Annotated in this window: 21 protein-coding genes and 1 tRNA gene; 9 read left to right on the top strand and 13 right to left on the bottom strand. The window is 56.4% G+C overall.

Going from position 1 to position 19,278, the window contains the following annotated elements; all coding sequences use genetic code 11:
• Positions 1–6 precede the first annotated feature (6 nt).
• The 6 genes from mgtA to WMO45_RS06525 all read left to right on the top strand — a co-directional run bounded on the left by mgtA (position 7) and on the right by WMO45_RS06525 (position 6,921).
• Positions 7–2,667 (top strand): magnesium-translocating P-type ATPase, encoded by a 2,661-nt coding sequence (gene mgtA / locus WMO45_RS06550; RefSeq protein WP_349139765.1) that lies wholly within the window; start codon positions 7–9, stop codon positions 2,665–2,667.
• A gap of 13 nt (positions 2,668–2,680) precedes the next feature.
• The gene (locus WMO45_RS06545; RefSeq protein ID WP_349139764.1) at positions 2,681–3,175 is read left to right on the top strand and encodes a winged helix-turn-helix domain-containing protein; all 495 of its coding nucleotides are present in this window, start codon (positions 2,681–2,683) and stop codon (positions 3,173–3,175) included.
• 152 nt (positions 3,176–3,327) lie between these two features.
• Positions 3,328–4,044 carry a polyphosphate polymerase domain-containing protein gene (locus WMO45_RS06540; RefSeq protein WP_349139763.1) on the top strand — a complete coding sequence of 239 codons (717 nt, stop codon included), beginning with the start codon at positions 3,328–3,330 and terminating at the stop codon, positions 4,042–4,044.
• A complete protein-coding gene (locus WMO45_RS06535; RefSeq protein WP_349139761.1) occupies positions 4,037–4,732 on the top strand; it encodes a DUF4956 domain-containing protein in 696 nt (231 codons plus the stop codon). The genes WMO45_RS06540 and WMO45_RS06535 overlap by 8 nt, the downstream gene beginning before the upstream one ends.
• A gap of 17 nt (positions 4,733–4,749) precedes the next feature.
• Positions 4,750–6,423 carry a carbohydrate-binding domain-containing protein gene (locus WMO45_RS06530; RefSeq protein WP_349139760.1) on the top strand — a complete coding sequence of 558 codons (1,674 nt, stop codon included), beginning with the start codon at positions 4,750–4,752 and terminating at the stop codon, positions 6,421–6,423.
• A gap of 60 nt (positions 6,424–6,483) precedes the next feature.
• Complete coding sequence (locus WMO45_RS06525; protein WP_349139759.1) at positions 6,484–6,921, top strand: hypothetical protein; 438 nt, start codon at positions 6,484–6,486, stop codon at positions 6,919–6,921.
• Positions 6,922–7,134: 213 nt separating this feature from the next.
• Here WMO45_RS06525 and WMO45_RS06520 read toward each other — a convergent pair.
• Positions 7,135–7,223 (bottom strand) — tRNA-Ser (locus tag WMO45_RS06520).
• Positions 7,224–7,391: 168 nt separating this feature from the next.
• Here WMO45_RS06520 and WMO45_RS06515 point away from each other — a divergent pair.
• Both WMO45_RS06515 and WMO45_RS06510 read left to right on the top strand, forming a co-directional pair.
• On the top strand, positions 7,392–7,961 hold the full coding sequence (locus WMO45_RS06515) for a xanthine phosphoribosyltransferase (protein ID WP_349139758.1): 570 nt from the start codon (positions 7,392–7,394) through the stop codon (positions 7,959–7,961).
• 15 nt (positions 7,962–7,976) lie between these two features.
• Positions 7,977–8,375, top strand: a complete 399-nt coding sequence (locus WMO45_RS06510; RefSeq protein WP_349139757.1) for a PaaI family thioesterase — start codon at positions 7,977–7,979, stop codon at positions 8,373–8,375.
• Between the two features lie 41 nt (positions 8,376–8,416).
• Here WMO45_RS06510 and WMO45_RS06505 read toward each other — a convergent pair whose 3' ends face one another.
• The 12 genes from WMO45_RS06505 to WMO45_RS06450 form a co-directional block, all read right to left on the bottom strand.
• Complete coding sequence (locus WMO45_RS06505) at positions 8,417–9,898, bottom strand: DUF4153 domain-containing protein (protein WP_349139755.1); 1,482 nt, start codon at positions 9,896–9,898, stop codon at positions 8,417–8,419.
• 6 nt (positions 9,899–9,904) lie between these two features.
• Positions 9,905–10,204 carry a hypothetical protein gene (locus WMO45_RS06500; RefSeq protein ID WP_349139754.1) on the bottom strand — a complete coding sequence of 100 codons (300 nt, stop codon included), beginning with the start codon at positions 10,202–10,204 and terminating at the stop codon, positions 9,905–9,907.
• Between the two features lie 132 nt (positions 10,205–10,336).
• A complete protein-coding gene (locus tag WMO45_RS06495; RefSeq protein ID WP_349139753.1) occupies positions 10,337–10,552 on the bottom strand; it encodes a helix-turn-helix domain-containing protein in 216 nt (71 codons plus the stop codon).
• Positions 10,553–10,564: 12 nt separating this feature from the next.
• A complete protein-coding gene (locus WMO45_RS06490; RefSeq protein ID WP_349139751.1) occupies positions 10,565–11,086 on the bottom strand; it encodes a DUF2975 domain-containing protein in 522 nt (173 codons plus the stop codon).
• 86 nt (positions 11,087–11,172) lie between these two features.
• Positions 11,173–11,898: an NAD-dependent protein deacylase gene (locus tag WMO45_RS06485; protein ID WP_349139750.1), complete on the bottom strand. Its 726-nt coding sequence runs from the start codon at positions 11,896–11,898 to the stop codon at positions 11,173–11,175.
• Between the two features lie 24 nt (positions 11,899–11,922).
• Entirely contained in the window at positions 11,923–12,084 is a 162-nt protein-coding gene (locus tag WMO45_RS06480; RefSeq protein ID WP_349139749.1) for a FeoB-associated Cys-rich membrane protein, read from the bottom strand.
• The gene (feoB, locus tag WMO45_RS06475; protein ID WP_349139748.1) at positions 12,081–14,540 is read right to left on the bottom strand and encodes a ferrous iron transport protein B; all 2,460 of its coding nucleotides are present in this window, start codon (positions 14,538–14,540) and stop codon (positions 12,081–12,083) included. The genes WMO45_RS06480 and feoB overlap by 4 nt, the downstream gene beginning before the upstream one ends.
• 147 nt (positions 14,541–14,687) lie before the next feature.
• Positions 14,688–15,152 carry a CD1247 N-terminal domain-containing protein gene (locus WMO45_RS06470; RefSeq protein ID WP_349139746.1) on the bottom strand — a complete coding sequence of 155 codons (465 nt, stop codon included), beginning with the start codon at positions 15,150–15,152 and terminating at the stop codon, positions 14,688–14,690.
• Between the two features lie 157 nt (positions 15,153–15,309).
• Positions 15,310–15,879, bottom strand: a complete 570-nt coding sequence (gene efp, locus WMO45_RS06465) for an elongation factor P (protein ID WP_349139745.1) — start codon at positions 15,877–15,879, stop codon at positions 15,310–15,312.
• A 97-nt stretch (positions 15,880–15,976) separates the two neighbouring features.
• Positions 15,977–17,038: a M24 family metallopeptidase gene (locus WMO45_RS06460; protein WP_349139744.1), complete on the bottom strand. Its 1,062-nt coding sequence runs from the start codon at positions 17,036–17,038 to the stop codon at positions 15,977–15,979.
• A 15-nt stretch (positions 17,039–17,053) separates the two neighbouring features.
• Positions 17,054–17,899 (bottom strand): TIM barrel protein, encoded by an 846-nt coding sequence (locus WMO45_RS06455; RefSeq protein ID WP_349139742.1) that lies wholly within the window; start codon positions 17,897–17,899, stop codon positions 17,054–17,056.
• The gene (locus WMO45_RS06450) at positions 17,896–18,405 is read right to left on the bottom strand and encodes a YqeG family HAD IIIA-type phosphatase (protein WP_349139741.1); all 510 of its coding nucleotides are present in this window, start codon (positions 18,403–18,405) and stop codon (positions 17,896–17,898) included. Before WMO45_RS06450 ends, WMO45_RS06455 begins: the two co-directional genes overlap by 4 nt.
• An 83-nt stretch (positions 18,406–18,488) precedes the next feature.
• Here WMO45_RS06450 and WMO45_RS06445 point away from each other — a divergent pair, with 83 nt between their 5' ends.
• Positions 18,489–19,268, top strand: coding sequence for a glycoside hydrolase family 18 protein (locus WMO45_RS06445; RefSeq protein ID WP_349139740.1), 780 nt, complete (start codon positions 18,489–18,491; stop codon positions 19,266–19,268).
• Positions 19,269–19,278: the final 10 nt, after the last annotated feature.

Raw genomic sequence — 19,278 nt, 5'->3', positions numbered from 1 at the left:
AACGCCATGGAGCATACACGCGTTTCCCTTCACCAGCGGTTGCTGACATACGCCTTCTCCCCCCCGTCTGCTTTGGAACGGGATTTTGATTTGACAGCCGATGGACTCACCGACAGACAGGTCCGCCAGATGCGCCGCTCCTACGGCGCCAATCACCTGGGACCCTCGGGACACCCAACGCCTCTGCAGCGTCTGTGCCGTGCCTTTGCCACTCCTTTCAGCGGAATCCTGGCTGTATTGGCTCTGGTCAGTTTTTTTACCGACGTATACCTGCCGGCCGATTACGGCCGCAGCGTCAGCACCGTATTGCTCATTCTGATCATGCTCCTGCTCAGCGGTCTGCTCCGGCTGTGGCAGGATCTCCGGGCCGGCCGGGCCTCCGATGCCCTGGCCGGCATCATTCAGGCCACCGTTACCGTGCGCCGGGACGGTCAGCTCCGCCACCTGCCGCCGGAAGAGCTGGTCGTTGGTGACCGGGTGGTACTTACCGCCGGGGACCGGGTACCGGCAGATCTGCGCATCACCGATGCAAGTGATTTGTTCCTCTCCCAGTCTCTGCTGACCGGTGAGAGCGCCATACTGGAAAAAAACGCCCTTCCTCTTCCCCCAGATACCCCAGCAACCCTCAATCAACTGTCCAATTTGGCTTTTATGGGTACCAGCGTGCTCAGCGGTCAAGGTGAAGGTGTGGTACTGGCCGTGGGCAAGGACACTGTATATGGCAATTACCACCAGGAGCTCCAGCAGACGCGAGACCGCTTTGATCAGGGAAGCCGCTCGATTGCATGGGTGCTCATCCGCTTTATGGTCGTGCTGGTACCGGTAGTCTTTGCCGTGTGCGCACTCACCAAGGGAGCGTGGATGACCAGTCTTCTTTTTGCTGTGTCGGTAGCTGTAGGACTGACCCCCGAGATGCTCCCAATGGTCATCAACGCCTGTCTGGCCCGGGGCAGCGCCGCAATGGAGCAAAAACAGACGCTGGTCAAGACCATCAGCGCCATGCAGGGCTTCGGAGGAATGGATGTCCTGTGCGTGGATAAGACGGGCACACTCACGGGAGACCAGGTGGTCCTGGAGTATTATCTGGACGTCTTGGGCAATGAGAGCCGTCAAGTACTGGAAGCGGCCTATCTCAACAGTCTCTTTCACACCGGTGTAGTCAATCCTCTGGACCGCGCCCTGCTGGCCTGTGCCACGATGCCCGATCAGGGTGCACATCTGCACACCCTGGCTCAGACCGTACACAAGTTGGATGAACTGCCCTTTGATCACACCCGCAAATGTGTCAGCGTATTGATACAGGATGCCGATGGCAGACGGTTTCTGCTGACCAAGGGAGATGTAGAGCAGGTCTATTCCCGCTGCCGCTTTGTGGAGCATCAGGGTGAACGGGTGGAGATTGACCCGACCGACGCCAGCGGTGTACATCTGGTTGTGGATGAAATGCAGGAAGACGGGATGAAGGTACTGGCCGTTGCCTGTAAGCCCCTGCCGGACGGCAGCTGCCTGACACCGGAATCGGAGGCAGAACTGACCCTGCTGGGCTATGTGGTCTTTTTCGACGCACCCAAGCCCTCCGCCGCCGGCGCATTGGCCCGCCTGCAGCAACTCAATGTAGGCGTAAAGGTCCTCACTGGCGACCAGAAGAGCGTGGCGTTGTCCGTCTGCCGGCGGCTTGGACTGGATGTGGCCATGGCCCTTACCGGCACCGAGCTGGAACAGCTGCCGCCGGAGCAATGGTCCGCCGCAGCGGAGCAATGCACCCTGTTTGCCGAGCTTACCCCTACCCAGAAATCCAGGATCATTCGTTTGCTGCAGGACAATGGCCACACCGTAGGTTTCTTGGGGGACGGGATGAACGACCTATCCGCCATGTCCGCAGCCGATGTAGGTATCTCAGTGGACACCGCAGCGGAGGCCCTGCGGGAGGCAGCCGACGTGGTACTGCTGAAAAAGGATCTGAATGTACTGGAGCAAGGCATTTTGGAAGGGCGAAAGGCCTTTGCCAACATGACCAAATATATCCGCATCACCGCCTCCTCCAATCTGGGCAACATTCTCTCCATCGCGGCAGCCAGCGCACTGCTCCCCTTCCTCCCTATGACCGCAGCGCAGCTGCTGCTGCTCAATGTGCTCTATGATACCCTGTGTATGACCCTCCCATGGGACGCGGTGGACCCGGACACTTGCCAGCGGCCTTTGACTTGGTCCGGCGAACATCTGAGCCGGTTCATGCGTTTTTTTGCCCCACTCAGTTCTCTGTTCGACTTGGTCACCTTCGCCTTTTTGTATTTCGTGCTCTGTCCTGGGCTGTTGGGGGGATACTACCCGGAACTGTCCGGGGCAGATCAGCTCCACTTTGCGCTGCTGTTTCATACGGGTTGGTTTCTGGAATCCCTGTGGAGCCAGGTCCTCATTGTACATATGCTGCGTACACGGCATATTCCCTTTTTCCAGAGCAGCCCAGCCCGGGCAGTCTGGCTGGTGACACTTTTTGGACTTGCGGTATTGACCGCATTGGTCTACACTCCGCTGGCTCCCCTTCTGGGGCTGGCACCTCTGCCGCCGGTCTATTTTGTATTTTTGGCGGGAGTCGTGGCAGGTTATCTGCTTTTGACAACGCTGGCCAAGCGTTGGTATGTCCGTACCTACGGAGAATTGCTGTAAAGGAGGTGGCGGTATGCGCAAAATCAATTTTATCTCACTGGATCTTCCCTTTCTTTGCTGGCTGCGGGATCACCTGCGGCAGCAGGCTCCCGCCACACCTCCTGCCATGGAGTTCCACCGTGCGGTAGAAGAGCTGATCTCCGGACAGACCGCCTCCCTGCTTCTGGAGCGGCAGGACTCCGATGCACCCTCTCCATCGGACGCAGGACTCGTCTGCGGGGACCTGGTCATTGACCCAAAGAGCCGCCAGGTCCTGCGCGGTGGGGAGGAAATTCAGCTCACCCCCAAAGAGTTTGATATCCTTTTCTTTCTGGCCGAAAATCGAGGTACCGTTTTTACCAAAGAACAGATCTACCAGGCCGTATGGAACGAGGCGTACTATACCACGGACAGCAATATTATGGCCTTTATCCGGAAACTCCGTAAAAAAGTAGAGCCCGATCCGGATGCCCCCCGTTATATTCTCACCATCTGGGGAATCGGCTACAAATTCAACGACACGCTTTAACCCATCGTTCGTGTTAAAACAGCAGTCGGGACAGACTTACCGTCTGTCCCGACTGCTGTTTTCTTTTATCAAAAATAGAATGCTGCTTTTAGGTTCATTTATGTTTGAGCATGTATACTTACCTTACAAACTCAAGTAAGGAGGTCACCGTTATGAGCAATCAGATGGTTTTTCAGCGCTACGAGCTGAAATATCTGATCACACGTTGCCAGCAGGCGGCGCTCCTGACGGCGATGGGACCCCATGTGGTTGAAGATACATACGCGCACAGTTCCATTCGAAATCTATACGTGGACACCCCATCTTTCCGCCTCATCCGCCGAAGCCTGGAAAAGCCGGTCTATAAGGAAAAAATCCGTATCCGCAGTTATGGTCGCGCCAGCCTGTCCGATCCGGTGTTTGTGGAATTGAAAAAAAAGTACCGCTCCGTGGTGTATAAGCGTCGTCTTCCCCTCCCACAACATCAGGCTCTGGCCTGCATGCTGGGCGTTCCGCTCTGGCCGGACACTCAAATCGGAAATGAACTGGCCTATACCGTAAATTTTTATCGTCCGTTGTCCCCTGCTGTATTTCTCTCGTACGAGCGGGACTCCTATCACGGAGTGGAGGATCCGGATCTGCGGGTAACGTTTGACCGTGACATCCGTTTTCGCCAGCAATCTCTCACACTGGACTCTGCTCCATGGGGTACCTCTCTGCTGGATTCAGACCAGGTGCTGATGGAACTGAAGATTGCCGGTGGAATGCCACTTTGGCTGACTCATATTCTCTCAGAACTGGAGATTTATCAGACATCTTATTCCAAGTACGGAGCTGCTTATCAGCTTATACAAGCAAGAACGGTCGGAGGTGAACGTAACTATGCTTGATCTGTTGTTTCGCGGGATCTTTGATACCGAACTGACCAGTACCATCACCGTACAGAATTTTCTGCTGTGCGTAGGTGTATCTCTGCTGATCGGATTGGTTTTATGCGCCATGACGCTGTGGCACACCACCTACAGCAAGAGCTTTTCCATCACTCTGGCGCTTCTCCCGGCCGTGGTATGCGTGGTCATTATGATGGTCAACGGAAATGTAGGCACCGGTGTGGCCGTGGCAGGCGCATTCAGCCTGGTCCGTTTCCGCTCCGCTCCTGGTTCTGCCCGGGAGATCGGCGCTCTTTTTGTAGCCATGGGCACCGGACTGATCACTGGAATGGGGTATTTAGGCTACGCGCTGCTTTTTGCCCTTATTCTGGGGGGAGCAACTATGCTTTACAATGCTATACATCTGGGAGAGCACTCCGGAGCCCCCCGCTTTCGCACCCTGCACATCACGGTGCCGGAAGATCTGGACTATACCGGTGCCTTTGATCCCGTGCTGGAAAAATACGCCTCCCATTTTACCGTCAAGCAGGTCAAGAGCACGAATATGGGCAGCCTGTTCAAGCTGACTTATGACCTGACATTAAGGGATCCACTTCAAGAAAAACATTTTATCGATGAGCTGCGTCGCCGTAACGGGAATCTGGAAATCTCGCTTTGCCATCAGGAGACGGCGTCTGCAGGTCTGTAAAGGAGTTGCAGCAAAGTATGAAAAAATACTTCCGCCGGCCGGGCCTCTGCCTTCCGCTCTGTGCCGTTCTTCTGCTGAGCGGATGCGGCACCCAGGCCTCCTCCCCCGAGCAAAGCACTTCTTCCCCATCGACAGAGTCTGCGTCCTCAGCTTCCTCTATCGTTCAGACGCAGAGCACAAACGAATGGTTCAGCGACCGGGATCTGGATGGCAGCTATGAAGAAAGTCAGGCCATATCCATCGTTCTTCAGGGAGACACCGCCTCCTGCTCTTCCGATGCGGTCACCGTTGAAGATGGGCGTGTCATGATCTCTGATGAGGGCGTCTATCTACTCTCAGGCAGCTGGGAGGATGGTCAGATCGTCATTTATGCAGACGATTCCGACAAAGTGCAGCTGGTTCTGAACGGCGTGGACCTGACCAGCAGTACCTCCGCCGCCATCTATGCACTGCAGGCTGACAAGGTATTTCTCACCTTGGCAGAAGGAACGGAAAATACACTGAGCAACGGCGGGGAATATGTCGCCATTGATGATAACAACATTGACGCTGTTATCTTTTCCAAAACTGACCTGACCCTGAATGGTTCCGGCAGCCTTACCATCCAGGCTCCGATCGGGCACGGGGTTGTATCTAAGGACGATTTGGTAGTCACTGGCGGCAGCTATACCATTACCGCGGCCAGTACCGGCATGACAGGCAAGGACAACCTTGCCATCGCCTGCGGCACATTCCATATCACCTCCGGCAAGGATGCTCTGCATGCGGAAAATGAAGACGATACCACCCTTGGCTGCCTTTACATCGCAGACGGCACTTTTACGGTCGACGCGCAGGGCGACGCCATAAGTGCCAGCGGAACGCTGCAGATTGACGGCGGGAGCTTCGATTTGACCACTGCCGGCGGCAGCGCCAGCGTAAGCATGACCACCAGCGATACCTTTTCTTCAAACCAGCGAGGCGGAGCGCGGGCTGCCAGCGGTATGGAAGATCCTTCCGCCACTCCAACAAGTACTGCCGCCACGGAAGAAACCGATTCTTCTACCAGCGAAAAAGGGATCAAGGCAGAGGGCGCACTCACCATCAGCGGCGGCCTTTTCTCGCTGGATACTGCGGATGACGCGATTCATACTGGTGGACCGCTCCTCATTACAGCTGGCGAGTTTACACTGAGCAGTGGAGACGATGCCATTCACAGCGACGACGCCCTTACCATCCAGGCAGGTACATTTACCATCCCCTACTGCTATGAGGGAATCGAAGGACTGTCCATCACAATTGACGATGGGATTTTTGACATTGTCTCCTACGATGATGGAATCAATGCCGCCGGTGGTGTGGACAATTCCGGCTTTGGTGGTGGTCGGTATGACTCCTTCTCCACGTCTTCTGACAGCTTTATTACCATCAACGGCGGTACCTTCACCATCGTATCACAGGGAGACTGCATTGACTCCAACGGTGCGCTCACCATCAATGGAGGCACGCTGGACCTCACTTGTAATAGTACCGGCAACACCGCACTGGATACAGATGGCACTTACAGCAATAACGGCGGCAGCATTACCACCAATGACGGTTCGGAATCCAATCCCGGCAGTATGGGCAGCGGCGGTCGGGCTGGCGGCCAGATGAAGAATATGCCGCGTGACACAGCCCCTCAGGCTCCCTTCACAGATGCATCAGCGTAAGATTTTGTTTGATCACATTACATACCGGTTTATCATCGTTTAAATGGAAGGAGATATATCATGAACTATGATACGATCATCGTGGAGATGCTCTCCCGAATCCAGGCTCTGGAAGAAGAAGTGGAGACTCTAAAGCAGAATTACCGTATGGCGGAAGAAAAATCAGCTCCGTTTCACAAGGTCACTACAGCAGACATCCGGAATTATATCGAGGAACTGAAATCCAGTGCCAGAGAAAAGGGCGAGGATATTCTTGTACTAAAAGCCAACGATATTCATAAAAGCCTCAAGCTGAAAAGTCGGTTGCCCATGGTATGCAACGCCATGCGGCAGTGCATGGCCGACGATGATTTGATTCTGCATGAAACGGCCAGCGGCTACTCCTCCACATTGAAAATCGGCTACAAACTCTCTGACAACTGGGAAAATACCCTGACCGTCGTACAGGAGGAGGGGCATACTCAGGACCTTGCCCCCGCTTCCAACGCTGCTGTTTGAAACACAGTCATTCCCTCCTTTCTTTCTGCACTTTCTCACGGGGCACAGAACACACAGATCTTTTTGGGAAGTCCGCAGAAAAAAGCTCCAGACCTATGTCTGGAGCTTTTTTGCACCGGCTTGGCCCTAACGCCACCACCAGAGTCCGTTTCAATGTATCCAATCTTCTACGTGTAAACAAAAAGGCTCCAGAAGCATCTGCTTCTGGAGCCTTGGCGCAGCGGGAGGGATTCGAACCCTCGTGCAGTTTCCTGCAAACTGATTTCGAGTCAGCCCCGTTATGACCACTTCGATACCGCTGCAACTGAAGGGCAAATCAAGACAGAACCTCCGTCTGGATTACCGCTTTGATTAGAATACCTTATTTTTGGACTGTTGTCAATATTGCGAGGGAAGACAAAATAAGATATAATAATTTTATTCTGGTGGAATATGGCCCGGCGGCAGAGCCGGCAGGAAAGGAACGCAACATGGAAGAATTAAAACGGCGGATCCTCAGTGATGCAGTGGTTGGCGAAGGTGATATTATTCACGTGGATATGTTTCTCAACCACTGCATGGACATGTCCCTGATGGAAAAAATGGGGAACACCCTGGCCAAGCGCTTTAAGGGCTGCCGGATTACTAAGGTACTCACGGCGGAGAGTTCCGGTATTGCTCTTGCCTGTTTTGTGGCCAGAGCATTGGATGTACCTGTGATCTACGCCAAGAAATTTCAGACTGGCTATATCGATCCAGAGGTCTATACCGCCGAGACCCATTCCTTTTCCATGGAGAAATCGTACACACTGCGCGTATCCAAAAAATATTTAACCGAGGATGATCAAGTCCTGATTGTAGACGATATTTTGTCCAATGGACAGGCTATTCTCAGTCTGCTGGAGTTGGTCTCAAAAGCAGGCGGCGAAGTGATCGGAGTCGGTGTCGCCATTGAAAAAGCCATGCGGGATGGAGGAAAGGTCCTGCGGCGCATGGGTATTCGAGTTGAAGCGCTGGCCACAGTAGAACGCATCGAAGGCCAGCAGATCATTCTGCAGTGACAGGGGGCTATTTTTGTGTTGGACGACGCTGAATTTGAACGCATTGCAAAGGCAAATGCCTTTGCCCGCTATAATGGGATTACCATTCGTCAGCCGGGCCCAGATTTGGGTGAAGCTGTGTTGGAGATGGGCCCAAACAGCCTCAATCCATACGGGGCCCTTCATGGAGGCGCCTACTACACATTGGCGGACTGCGCCGGCGGCTGTGCCTGCCGAACGGACGGACGGCGATACGTTACCCTACAGGGCGGCTTGAATTTTATCCACTCAGCGAAAAGCGGTACTGTAACGGCCTGCGCAGAGGTACGCCATCGTGGACGTACCACCTGTCTGGTTCATGTAGAAGTCGTGGATGCAGAAGATACTTTGCTGGCCTGCGGCGACTTTACTTATTTCTGCAAAGGAACCTTTTAAAGCATCGGTCCCCGGCATTGGCCGGGGACCGATGCTTGTTTTTACCTGTTTAACTGGGCCATGACCGACCAGGTCTCCCAGCGGGACGTCTCCCACTCCGCCTGCCGGCGCAGTCCCTCGATTGCCTGCTCCAGCTCCGTATCCTGAGGATAACTCACAGCCAGTTTCTCCAACGCAGGCAGTGCCGCCAGCGTTTCGCCCGAAACCGAAAGTACCGCCTGTGGTTCCAGGCCGCGTACCACATTATATTGGGCTACCAGCCCATCTACATTGGCAAAATTAAGGACGATCCATCCCGCCAGGCTCACCGTAAACAATACTTTAAAAAAGACCGCCCGGCTGCACCATATCTTCCACAGGGCCGCCAGCAGAAAAATGGCCAGCATAGCCATTCCCCAATAGGTGAGAGCCCGTTTGAACGACAATCCATAGGCCTGTACATACAATGTCATGCGCCCCACAGCGGAGACCAGCAGTACACCGCTGGCCGCCACCAGTACACTGGACAGTATCTGCACAGCCCGGAATCCTGCGTTCTCCCGCCCGCAGCACCCCAGCGCCAGCAGCACCAGGGCCAGATTCAGCAGCGCCACAAAAACCAACTGAAAAAAGCCGCTGCGGGCATACTCGGCATAACAGATCCCCATGCGGGTCAGATAGGCCTCCCCGCCGAACAGAGCGGCAAACTGTACTGCCAGGAAGCAGGCATACAGCAGGTCCATCACCACCAAAACGGTAATGGGCAGCGCACTGTTTACTTTGGGAAAAGGGCATTGCTCTGTTCTGCCCCTTCGGGGTTCTGGCCGGCGCTGGGCATAAAGAAGACTGAAGAAAAACGGAGCCAGGCACAGTCCCAACAGGATCCGCGCCATCCAGCCGGAAAGATGCAGATAGATCCAGCGCACCATCTCCTCCGTCAGGTGGGAAAACAGCGCATCCGCCGCAGTCAGCAGCGGAAAAACCACCGCCAGCAACGGCACGCACACCACCAGCCCCAGGAGAATCGCCCATAATGTCTTTTTTCCGGAAAGACAGCGCACACTGGCTGCGGTCTGCGCTGCCGCGCCCAAGCGCATGAACAGGCCATCTCCCAACTGCTCCAGCCGCTCCAGAAATCCCAGCGGAGTGTGTACCGGCTTACTTGGCCGTGTCCACCCTGCGGTCTGCAGGGCCATCACACAGGTCAGGGCCACCAGGTTCCACAGCCGCAGCCAGTCATTGCTGAAGAGTGTAAAACTCAACGCCAACAATCCCGCCGCTGCCAGCAGCAGACGGTGTTCAAGGCAGGCCAGCGGCTCCATCCCGCCGTACCAGAACAGCAGACCATACCAGCCTGCGGCAGCCACCGTGACTCCCAGCCCCAATGTGCCGTAATAGAGCACATCGGTACACAAAATTCCCAGCAGGACCGCCGCCAGCAACAGGCGGCGGTCCTTTGCGTCTACCTCATAGCTGCGGCGGGCCGCGGAAATCGGTGGTGTGACCATGCCGTCCGTCCCCGACAGGCTCTGTTTTTTCTCCACGCTCTGTCAGCTCCTTTCTTTCCTGCTGCCGCGCAGCAGCGCAGCTCCATTGAGCAGCAGGGTCACCACCAGCAGCGTTGTCGCCGCCAGACGCAGGCCTCCCATCGTGTCCTCCAGCGCGGAGCTGTCCCCTGCCGCAGTAAGGCACCAGACATATACCACTGCCAGCCACAGCGTCACGGAACAACAGGTTAGGCTGGCCGGGCACAGATGCACACGGTGTGCCCTCATTCCCAATGCAGCTGCCCCCAAGCCCCAGGACAACAGTCCAAGTCCCAGTGCCAGCCACAGGATGAAACTTATCATTTCCATCCGGCCTCCTCTCATTTCCTCTTGAAGATAGCACAGGCGGCATCGAATGTCAATTATTTTTTATTGTTTTACAATAAAGTTATATTGATAAAAGTGCGGAGGCCTGACATCAGACCTCCGCACTTTTCATTCTTCTTTGTCCGGAACATACTCCAGCAAATCACCGGGCTGACAGTCCAGAGCCTTGCAGATAGCCTCCAGGGTGGTGAAGCGTACTGCCTTGGCGTGGTTATTTTTTAAAATAGACAGATTGGCCAGAGTGATGTCCACCTTGGCGGAAAGCTCATTGAGGCTCATTTTCCGCTTGGCCATCATCACGTCCAGATTTACGATGATGGGCATGTCTCTCCCCCCTTAAATGGTGAGATCGTTTTCCGCCTTCAGCTCCGCCGCCTGGCGGAACAGAGCGGACATAACCAGACAGAGTAGTCCGCCCATAAAAAAGACCGGCACAAACAGTGCGTTATAGGACAGCAGCGGCTCGATGGTACCGTAGTAGGCCAACCCCCAAACCAGCCGCACCAGCGCAGCAGCAGCAATCAGGAAGCTGCACACTGCTGAGCGGCGGAGGCTTGTGCTGTTGGCTTTCTGGAACGGCTTCCCCTCCAGAATGGTACTCAGCACCCTCCGGGCCTGCCACAAAACGACTGCGGTACACACTCCGCAAAACCACAAAAACAGCATCAGAACCACTGCCCGGATATCCTGCCAGACCAGGGAAAGATCCCAGAGCAGTTCCTGATACAGCCAGTCCTCCACATAATAGGGCCGCACTAGATGGGGCACCAGCGGCAATACCACCAGATTACATACAAATGTAATGCTCACCAGCACCCTCAGCACCGCAGCCAGCTTCTGCACACCCGTCCGTTCCATGGCGGCACCTCCTTTGGGAGCATCATACCACACTTTTTATTGTTTTTCAATAAAAATATGAAGGGCGTCCCGCGGACGCCCTTCTGTTATATCTGGACGGCTCCCAGCACTTCTCCTATGGGACCGCTGATGACCAGATCAGCATGGCTGTCATAGGGGGTTGGACTTTTGTTGATGAGGGTCAGCTTATTCCCCTGGTAATAGCGGATGAGTCCCGCCGCCGGATAGACCGCCAGGGAGGTCCCCCCGATGATGAGCATATCCGCCCGGGAAATGGCCAGCACGGCAGCTTCAATGGTCTGCTGATCCAAAGACTCCTCATAGAGCACCACGTCGGGCTTGATCATTCCGCCGCACACCGGACAATGGGGCACACCCTCGCTCTTCATCATAAAGTCCAGGTCATAGAACTGGTGGCACTTCATGCAGTAGTTGCGGTGGACCGAACCGTGGAGTTCATAGACGGCAACGCTGCCCGCCGCCTGATGAAGCCCGTCGATATTCTGGGTCACCACAGCCTTCAGTTTGCCCGCCTGCTCCAGCTCTGCCAGTTTCCGGTGGGCCGCATTGGGTTTTGCGTCGGGAAAGAGCATCTTATTGTGGTAGAACCGGTAAAACTCCTCCGGGTCCCGCTCAAAGAAACTGTGACTTAGGATCGTTTCCGGCGGGTATTTGTACTGCTGGTTGTACAGCCCGTCCACACTGCGGAAATCGGGGATACCGCTCTCAGTAGACACCCCGGCCCCGCCGAAAAAGACGATGTTTTTACTCTCCGAGATCCACTGCTGCAATTTTGCACGTTTTTCTTCCATATAAACCCCTCCCCCGTCATAGGATCACTTCTCCCGGTGGCGGCACCAGGTGTGAGGGCAGCTGGAGCAGCCGCCGCAGCCGCAGCCCCGCTTGCCCTTCAGGCTCTGGTGGAACCGGTAGATGAGGTAAACGATCGCCCAAATGATAAGGGCGGCCACACCGATGTAAATAAGATATTTTATCATGCTCCAAACACCCTCAACAGCAGCGAGCCGATCTGGTAAACCAGGAAGGAACCCAGCCATGCCGCGCACAGCTGCCAGCCGATGGAGGCCAGGGTCCACTTGACCGAGTTCATCTCCTTGCGGATGGTGGAAACCGCCGCTACACAGGGTACATACAGCAGTACGAACACCAGGAAGGAGTAGGCTGCCAGAGGGCTCTGGAACGTACCGCCCAGGGCAGCTGCGATGGCCGCGCCGCTGGCAGTGACGGAGAAGCCGTAGAACATGCTCATGGAAGAAACCACCATCTCCTTGGCAATGAGGCCGGACAGCAGAGCCACCGCCGCCTGCCAGGTGCCAAAGCCCAGGGGAAGAAAGACAGGAGCCAGGAAGGAACCGATGGCGCCCAGGATAGACGCCTCCGCATTGGACACCATACCAAAGGTACCGTTTTCCACCCCGAAGCTCTGAAGGAACCAGAGCAGTACACTCATGGCCAGGATCAGGGTACCCGCCTTAACGAGGAACCCTTTTACCTTCTCCCACACATGCAGAGCCATGTTCTTGAGTGTGGGCAGCCGGTAGGGGGGCAGCTCCAGCACAAAGGCAGCAGGCTCCCCTTTGAACACCAGCTTTTTGAGCAGAATGCCGGAGCCGATGGCAAACAGCAATCCCAACATATAGAGGGAAAACACCACCACGCCGCCGTATTTGGGGAAAAATGCGGCAGTAAGTAGGCCATATACCGGCAGCCGGGCCGAGCAGGACATGAAGGGTACCAGCATGATAGTCATGCGCCGGTCCTTCTCATTCTCCATGGTACGGGCACCCATGACCGCGGGCACAGTGCAGCCAAAGCCCATCAGCATAGGGATGAACGCCTTGCCGCTCAAGCCAAACCGCCGCAGCAGCCGGTCCATGATAAAGGCCGCCCGGGCCATGTAGCCGGAATCCTCCAGGAAGGAGAGGAAAAGGAACAAAATCGCAATCTGGGGCAGGAAGGTAAGCACACCGCCTACACCTGCGATTACGCCGTCCACCAGCAGGGCCTCCACCCAGGGGGCAGTGCCCGCCGCGGCCAGTCCTGCCCGGACCCATTCGGCAAAGCAGCTGCCGATAAGGAAATCCACCCCGTCGGCCAGCACCTGGCCCGGTCCAAAGGTAAGGGCAAACATAGCCAGCATCATCACCAGGAACACGGGGATGGCCAGGAATTTATGGGTAACGATGGCATCAATCCGGTCGGACAGGGTGGGCGTGCCCAGCGGCTTGCCCCGCTTGAGGCAGGCGGAGACCACGCCCTGAATAAACTGATAGCGTGCATCGGCGATAAGAGTCTCCCGGTCGCCCAATTCATAGGCTCCCTCGTACTCCCGGCAGATCTCCTCCAGTCGGTCCCGGGTCGACTGGTCCAGGCCCAGGGCCTTCTCCACCAACTGATCCCCTTCGATGAGCTTGATGGAGGCCCAGTGGGCCGGGATATGGGCCTCATAAGCCCGATCATGGATCAGCTCGCCCACCTTGTGGTGGATCTGGTGGGTAAAATCATCGTACAAATCATCCGGCTCCAGCGTGACCCCCACGTGCATCTGTCGGTGGGCCGCCTCCAGCAGAGTTTGAATGTTTTCCCCAGAACGGGCCGTAATGGGGATAACCGGTACACCCAGCGCCTCAGACAGACGCTCCACGTCGATTTTGTCCCCCCGTTTTTCCACCTCGTCCATAAAATTCAGGGCGATAACCATGGGCCGCTCCAGCTCCAGAAGCTGAGCGGTCAGATAGAGATTGCGCTCCAGGTTGGTAGCATCAATGATATCGATGATTGCGTCGGGCCGTTCCCCTACAATGAAGTCCCGGGCTACGATCTCCTCCATGGAATAAGGGGACAGCGAGTAAACACCCGGCAGATCCACCACCGTCACCGGTTTGCCATCCACCTCTGCCCGCCCCTCTTTTTTCTCTACCGTCACGCCGGGCCAGTTGCCCACATACTGGTTGGAACCGGTGAGCGCGTTGAAAAGGGTCGTCTTGCCGCAGTTGGGGTTGCCCACCAGGGCTAGCTTCATTTCACGAGTGTCGTGGCTGGCGTAGTCAGGCACACCACCGTGGACCTGCTGCTCATGGGCGTGGTCGGCATCCATCCGCCGCAGGGTCTCCTCATCCGGCAGATGCTGCACCATGCCAATGCGCCGCTTTCGGGTCTGGGCGCGCTGGCGGCCTTCCTCTCCAGTGGCCACCTGGATCTGGGCCGCGTCCGCCCGGCGCAGAGAGAGCTCATAGCCCCGTAAATTTAGCTCCAGCGGGTCACCAAACGGTGCGATTTTTCGTACGGTGACCTCGGTACCGGGGGTCAGTCCCATATCCACCAACCGGCGTTTGACCGGTCCGTTTTCATTGCCCACCCGAAGGATAACGCCGCTCTCACCCGGCTGTACATCCTCCAGCGTGCGCTGTTTCTGCTGCACTTGCGTCGTCATAACATCCCATCCAACTTCAAAAGTAAAGTTTGTCTTATCAAATCAGCTTATTATACTACGGCACGATAGCGCACGCAAGGGACGTGCCCGGTCATTTCAAACAAAAAACGGGCGCCCGGCGGGCGCCCGTTTCATCCAAAGCTGTTCTTAGTGCTCGTGATCCTCACAGTCACAGCCGCAGCCGCAGCCATCCTCATCTTCGTCACCGCAGCAGCAGTCATCGGACAGATCCAGCGCAAACTTCTGCTTGCAGCTGGGGCACTGAATCACGCCCTCCTCCAGGATGGACTCATCAATCACCAGAGTCTCGCCGCAGTTGGGGCAATCGATCTCAAAAAAATCGTCGTCCTCATCCTCGCAGCAGCAGTCATCGTCATCGTCGTCCTCATCCTCAAACACGGCCTTTTCCACATCGGAAAGGTCGTCGGAAATGGCGTCGATCTCCTCACCCAGGGCGGAAGTGTTCTCCTCCAGATCCTCAATGGACATGCCGATCTCCTCCAGGATGCCGATCATCACGGAGATGAGCTTACCCTCTTTGGACTTCTGGGTATCCAGATCTAGACCCTCAGCCAGGCCCTTCAAATACGCGACTTTCTCAGAAATCGTCATAATACGCTCTCCTTTTCGTTACAGGCGGCCTCGAAGGGCCAATCACATGATACATCCTCGTACCCTTCGCCACGGTACACTGCTATCGCTCTGCAAAAAATACCTTATTTTTCACCTGCGCGGTTTGCTGTGCACCTGCGCTCAGGCGCTCAGACGCTTAGGCCTTGCAGCGCTCCAGATACTCGCCGGTACGGGTGTCGATCTTGATCTTGTCGCCGGGGTTGATGAACAGGGGCACCTTGATCTCGGCGCCGGTCTCCAGAGTGGCGGGCTTGGTCACATTGGTGGCGGTGTCGCCGCGGAAGCCGGGATCCGTCTCGGTGATCTCCAGCTCCACAAAGGTGGGGGGCTCCACAGCAAAGATCTTGCCCTTGTAGGAGTTGATCTTACAGACCATGTTCTCCTTCACAAAGCGGAAATTGTCACCCAGCATCTCAGCGCCGATGGGCACCAGATCATAGGTCTCGGGATCCATGAAGTAGTACAGATCGCCGTCGTTGTAGCTGTACTCCATGTCCTTGCGCTCCACATAGGCCTGCTCGAACTTGGCGGTGGGGTTGAAGGAGGTCTCAGTCACGCCGCCGGTGATGACGTTCTTCATCTTGGTGCGCACGAATGCGGCGCCCTTGCCGGGCTTCACGTGCTGGAACTCCACCACCTGCATGACCTGACCATCCATCTCGAAGGTCACGCCGTTGCGGAAATCACTGGCAGAAATCGTAGGCATTGGTATTCATCCTCCAAATAAGGTTTTTCAATTCAATAAATTTAGCTAAGCTATTTTACCCCATTATTCCCCCATTTGCAAGGGTTTTTCACGGCTTTTACAGAATAATGAGCTCTTTGGGGGATTTGGTGATGTCGATGCAGCCGTCAGCGGTAAAAATGGTCACATCCTCGATGCGCACACCGAACTTCCCAGGCAAATAAATACCAGGCTCAGCAGATACAGCGGCACCCACAGGCATGGGGGTCTCATCCCGCAGGTTGGCATTGGGGGACTCGTGGATCTCGATGCCAACACTGTGTCCATAACCATGGCCGAAATATGCACCATAACCTGCATCCTCAATGACCTTACGGGCGGCGGCGTCGATGGCTTTCCCGGGTACCCCGGCCTTGGCCGCAGCAATACCGGCCAGCTGGGCCTCCAGTACGATGTGGTAAACCTTCTTCATCTCCTCGGTAGGCTCACCCACGGCGATGGTACGGGTCATGTCGGAACAATAGCCACCGTACTTGCAGCCGAAGTCCATGGTAATGAACTCCCCTTCCTGCACCCGGCGGTCGCCGGGTACGCCGTGGGGCAGACTGCCGTTGGGACCGGAGACAACAATGGGATCAAAGCTCATCTTGTCTGCACCGCGGCACAGCATCTCGTACTGGAGCTTGGCGGCAATCTCCCGCTCGGTCATACCGGGCTTGATAAATTTCAGAATAGCGTCAAAGGCCTGGTCGGTGATCTCCTGGGCCTTCACCATCAGGGCGATCTCTTCCTCATCCTTGCAGGCGCGCAGATCGTTCAGCAGCTTCTGGGCAGGCACCAGCTCACAGGGCAGCTTGGTATACTGGTTATAAGAGGCTACTGTCATATACCCATCCTCAATACCCAGCTTGCCAATGTTCAGCTCCTTCACCGCCTGTTCGGCCAGGACCATGAAGTTTTTCGTCCGGTCGGTCATGGTGATGTGAGCACCGGTAACCGTGTTGCCAGCGGCCTCAATGTACCGGGAGTCGGTAAAATAACGGCTCTCATTTCTGGTCACAATGACCATGCCCTCACCGTGGAAGCCAACAGCGTAAAATTCGCCTGGCTCACTGGTGACCAGCATGGCATCGATGCCGTATTCGTCCAGCTTGGCCGCGATCTGTTTCAGGTGATTCATGGTAATCTACTTCCTTTACAGAGAATTTTGATAAAGCTGTTTCATAACCCGTGCGTCCTCTGCCTGGGTTCCCGCGCTCTCGCAGATGAAAGTGGGGCTCCAGCCCCGGCGGGCCACCTCCGCCAGCAGCGGAGCGGGATCCGGACCAAAATCGGCCTGGTCAAAGGTCAAGTGCATTTTCTCGCCCCCATTGGGCGTGAATTGGATCTTGGAAAAATGACTATGGAAGCGGCTGGCCCGCTCTTCCCCCAACACTTCCCGGATGCGGTCCAACATCCGTACGCAGGCCTCGTGCCCCTCCAGTTCCCCCAGGGAACGGGCATACAGGTGACCAAAGTCTACGCAAGGCGTCAGGCGTTCATCCAGGGTGCACAGCTCCAGCACCTCATCCAGATCTCCCAACTGATTGATTTTGCCCATGGTCTCGGGACAAAGGGCGATATGACCGAAGCCGGCATCATCGCAGGCGGCCACCACTTCTTTCAGGGAGCTAAGGGCGATATCCTGGGCTTGGCGGCGGGTGCGCTTCATCAGCGCGCCGGAGTGGATGACCACCCGCCCTGCCCCCATCCAGTCCGCCGCCTGGCAGGCGGCAAGGACATAGCCGATGGTCTTTTGCAGGCTGGACGGATCCGGATTGGCCAGATTGATGAAATAGGGGGCATGAAGGGACAGGGAAATCCCTGCCGCAGCCGCAGCTGCCCCCAGCTTGCGTGCGGTCTGCTCCCCTACGTTGACGCCCTTGCCGCACTGGTACTCATAACAGTCCAGCCCCAGCTCCGCCAACCAGCGGGGGGCGTCCACGGAGGATTTATAGGGAAAGGACTCGGCGTTGCCCGCCGGGCCAAAGATAGCGCTCATAAGGTCTGTGTTCTCCTTTTCGTCAGGGCGCGGAAGGGCCACTCCACCGCATAGCGCAGGTAGCGCCCCGGGTTGCCCGCCAGGCGGATTGGCTCCACCAGCAGGGTGTATATCCCCGCGTTCCGCCCACCCAAAATATCCGTAAAGATCTGGTCGCCCACAATAGCGGTCTCATCCGGCTTGCACCCCATCTGCTCCATAGCCCGGAAAAAACTCCCCGGCTTTGGCTTGCCCGCGTGACCGATGAAGGGCACCCCCAAGGCCCGGGCAAAGCGCTCCGGCCTGGCGGGATGGCGGTTGTTGGAGAGCACGAACAGGGTCACCCCGTGCTCTGCCAGCGCTGCGCTCCAGTCCCGCACCGCGTCAGTGGGCTCTGGCACGCCATAGGGTACCAGTGTATTATCCAGATCAGCCAGCAGCAGACGGATCCCTCGTCCGGCCAGAGCGGCGGGCTCAATGTCAAAAATACTCCCGCCCGCCCAATGGGCCAGCACGGAAACTGCCATAACTGCACCTCGTCTATTTTCAGTCTTGTCCGCATAGAATTATACACGCTTCTGACACCATGGACAAGGGGGTAGCTTCTGCTATGCAATCAAAATCCGATCTCATCCTCACCGCGCCGCCCGCCGACAGCCGGGCCGCGCTGCGTTTCGGTCTTCCCGTAGCCCACGTGGCCTACCGCGTGGGCGGCGGGCCTCATCTCTTCCGCGCCAACATGCCTGTATCGGTCCGGGGCGGGCTGATGGTCATGGACAATACCGGCTTTGACGGCCGGGGCGAGTGTGCCCCCTTCTGCCAGGAGGTACTGAGGGAGTGCATGGCCCGCGGCTTTGACGGCATCATCTGCGACTTTGAGGGCCGTCCCACACCTCTGCTGCTCCAAATCGTCCGGGAATTGGGCGCCGCGGCCCGGAAACGGAACTGGCCTCTCTATGTGACAGAGTCCTATGGCAGCGCTTCCGACTCTGCCCGGGTACTCATCTCATCGGCTCTCTCAGGCGGCTCCCTTCAGCAGCGGCTTCAAGAAGCGGTGGAACAGTATGGCACAGAACGAGTGGCATTGGCTGTGGAGCGGGTGGCGGTGGATTTTTTCCTGCCCTCTCCTACGGGTCAAGGGATCCCGCTCAGCCGTGAGGAACTGGCCCACCGCCTGGAGGAACGCACTCCTTCTGTGTTTTTCTCCAGTGAGCTGTGCGCCCACTACTTTACTTATATGTCCCGGCAGAACGGAGCCCATTTTGTCCTCTTCGATGATGCCGGCTCCATCCGCAAAAAGATCCAGCTGGCCCGCCGGCTTGGGATCGTCCAGGCCGTATTGGCCTATCCCCAGGTGGATGACCTGCTGGAGGATATCCTAAGAGAGTGAATGCAACAGG

This window comes from Flavonifractor hominis (assembly GCF_040095835.1).
In the GTDB taxonomy this organism is placed as follows: Bacteria; Bacillota; Clostridia; order Oscillospirales; family Oscillospiraceae; genus Flavonifractor; species Flavonifractor hominis.
The sequence above is the reverse complement of the archived record's forward strand: the minus strand, read 5'-3'. Positions and strand labels throughout refer to the sequence as shown.

What these genes read in the sequence shown, in the direction of transcription:
- WMO45_RS06495 (WP_349139753.1), bottom strand. Translation starts at nt 10,552, where the DNA reads ATGCCCATCATCGTAAATCTGGACGTGATGATGGCCAAGCGGAAAATG.
- WMO45_RS06515 (WP_349139758.1), top strand. Translation starts at nt 7,392, where the DNA reads ATGGAAGAATTAAAACGGCGGATCCTCAGTGATGCAGTGGTTGGCGAA.
- WMO45_RS06470 (WP_349139746.1), bottom strand. Translation starts at nt 15,152, where the DNA reads ATGACGATTTCTGAGAAAGTCGCGTATTTGAAGGGCCTGGCTGAGGGT.
- WMO45_RS06530 (WP_349139760.1), top strand. Translation starts at nt 4,750, where the DNA reads ATGAAAAAATACTTCCGCCGGCCGGGCCTCTGCCTTCCGCTCTGTGCC.
- WMO45_RS06480 (WP_349139749.1), bottom strand. Translation starts at nt 12,084, where the DNA reads ATGATAAAATATCTTATTTACATCGGTGTGGCCGCCCTTATCATTTGG.
- WMO45_RS06460 (WP_349139744.1), bottom strand. Translation starts at nt 17,038, where the DNA reads ATGAATCACCTGAAACAGATCGCGGCCAAGCTGGACGAATACGGCATC.
- mgtA (WP_349139765.1), top strand. Translation starts at nt 7, where the DNA reads ATGGAGCATACACGCGTTTCCCTTCACCAGCGGTTGCTGACATACGCC.
- WMO45_RS06450 (WP_349139741.1), bottom strand. Translation starts at nt 18,405, where the DNA reads ATGGCAGTTTCCGTGCTGGCCCATTGGGCGGGCGGGAGTATTTTTGAC.
- WMO45_RS06540 (WP_349139763.1), top strand. Translation starts at nt 3,328, where the DNA reads ATGAGCAATCAGATGGTTTTTCAGCGCTACGAGCTGAAATATCTGATC.
- WMO45_RS06525 (WP_349139759.1), top strand. Translation starts at nt 6,484, where the DNA reads ATGAACTATGATACGATCATCGTGGAGATGCTCTCCCGAATCCAGGCT.
- efp (WP_349139745.1), bottom strand. Translation starts at nt 15,879, where the DNA reads ATGCCTACGATTTCTGCCAGTGATTTCCGCAACGGCGTGACCTTCGAG.
- WMO45_RS06445 (WP_349139740.1), top strand. Translation starts at nt 18,489, where the DNA reads ATGCAATCAAAATCCGATCTCATCCTCACCGCGCCGCCCGCCGACAGC.
- WMO45_RS06455 (WP_349139742.1), bottom strand. Translation starts at nt 17,899, where the DNA reads ATGAGCGCTATCTTTGGCCCGGCGGGCAACGCCGAGTCCTTTCCCTAT.
- WMO45_RS06535 (WP_349139761.1), top strand. Translation starts at nt 4,037, where the DNA reads ATGCTTGATCTGTTGTTTCGCGGGATCTTTGATACCGAACTGACCAGT.
- WMO45_RS06485 (WP_349139750.1), bottom strand. Translation starts at nt 11,898, where the DNA reads ATGGAAGAAAAACGTGCAAAATTGCAGCAGTGGATCTCGGAGAGTAAA.
- WMO45_RS06545 (WP_349139764.1), top strand. Translation starts at nt 2,681, where the DNA reads ATGCGCAAAATCAATTTTATCTCACTGGATCTTCCCTTTCTTTGCTGG.
- WMO45_RS06500 (WP_349139754.1), bottom strand. Translation starts at nt 10,204, where the DNA reads ATGATAAGTTTCATCCTGTGGCTGGCACTGGGACTTGGACTGTTGTCC.
- feoB (WP_349139748.1), bottom strand. Translation starts at nt 14,540, where the DNA reads ATGACGACGCAAGTGCAGCAGAAACAGCGCACGCTGGAGGATGTACAG.
- WMO45_RS06490 (WP_349139751.1), bottom strand. Translation starts at nt 11,086, where the DNA reads ATGGAACGGACGGGTGTGCAGAAGCTGGCTGCGGTGCTGAGGGTGCTG.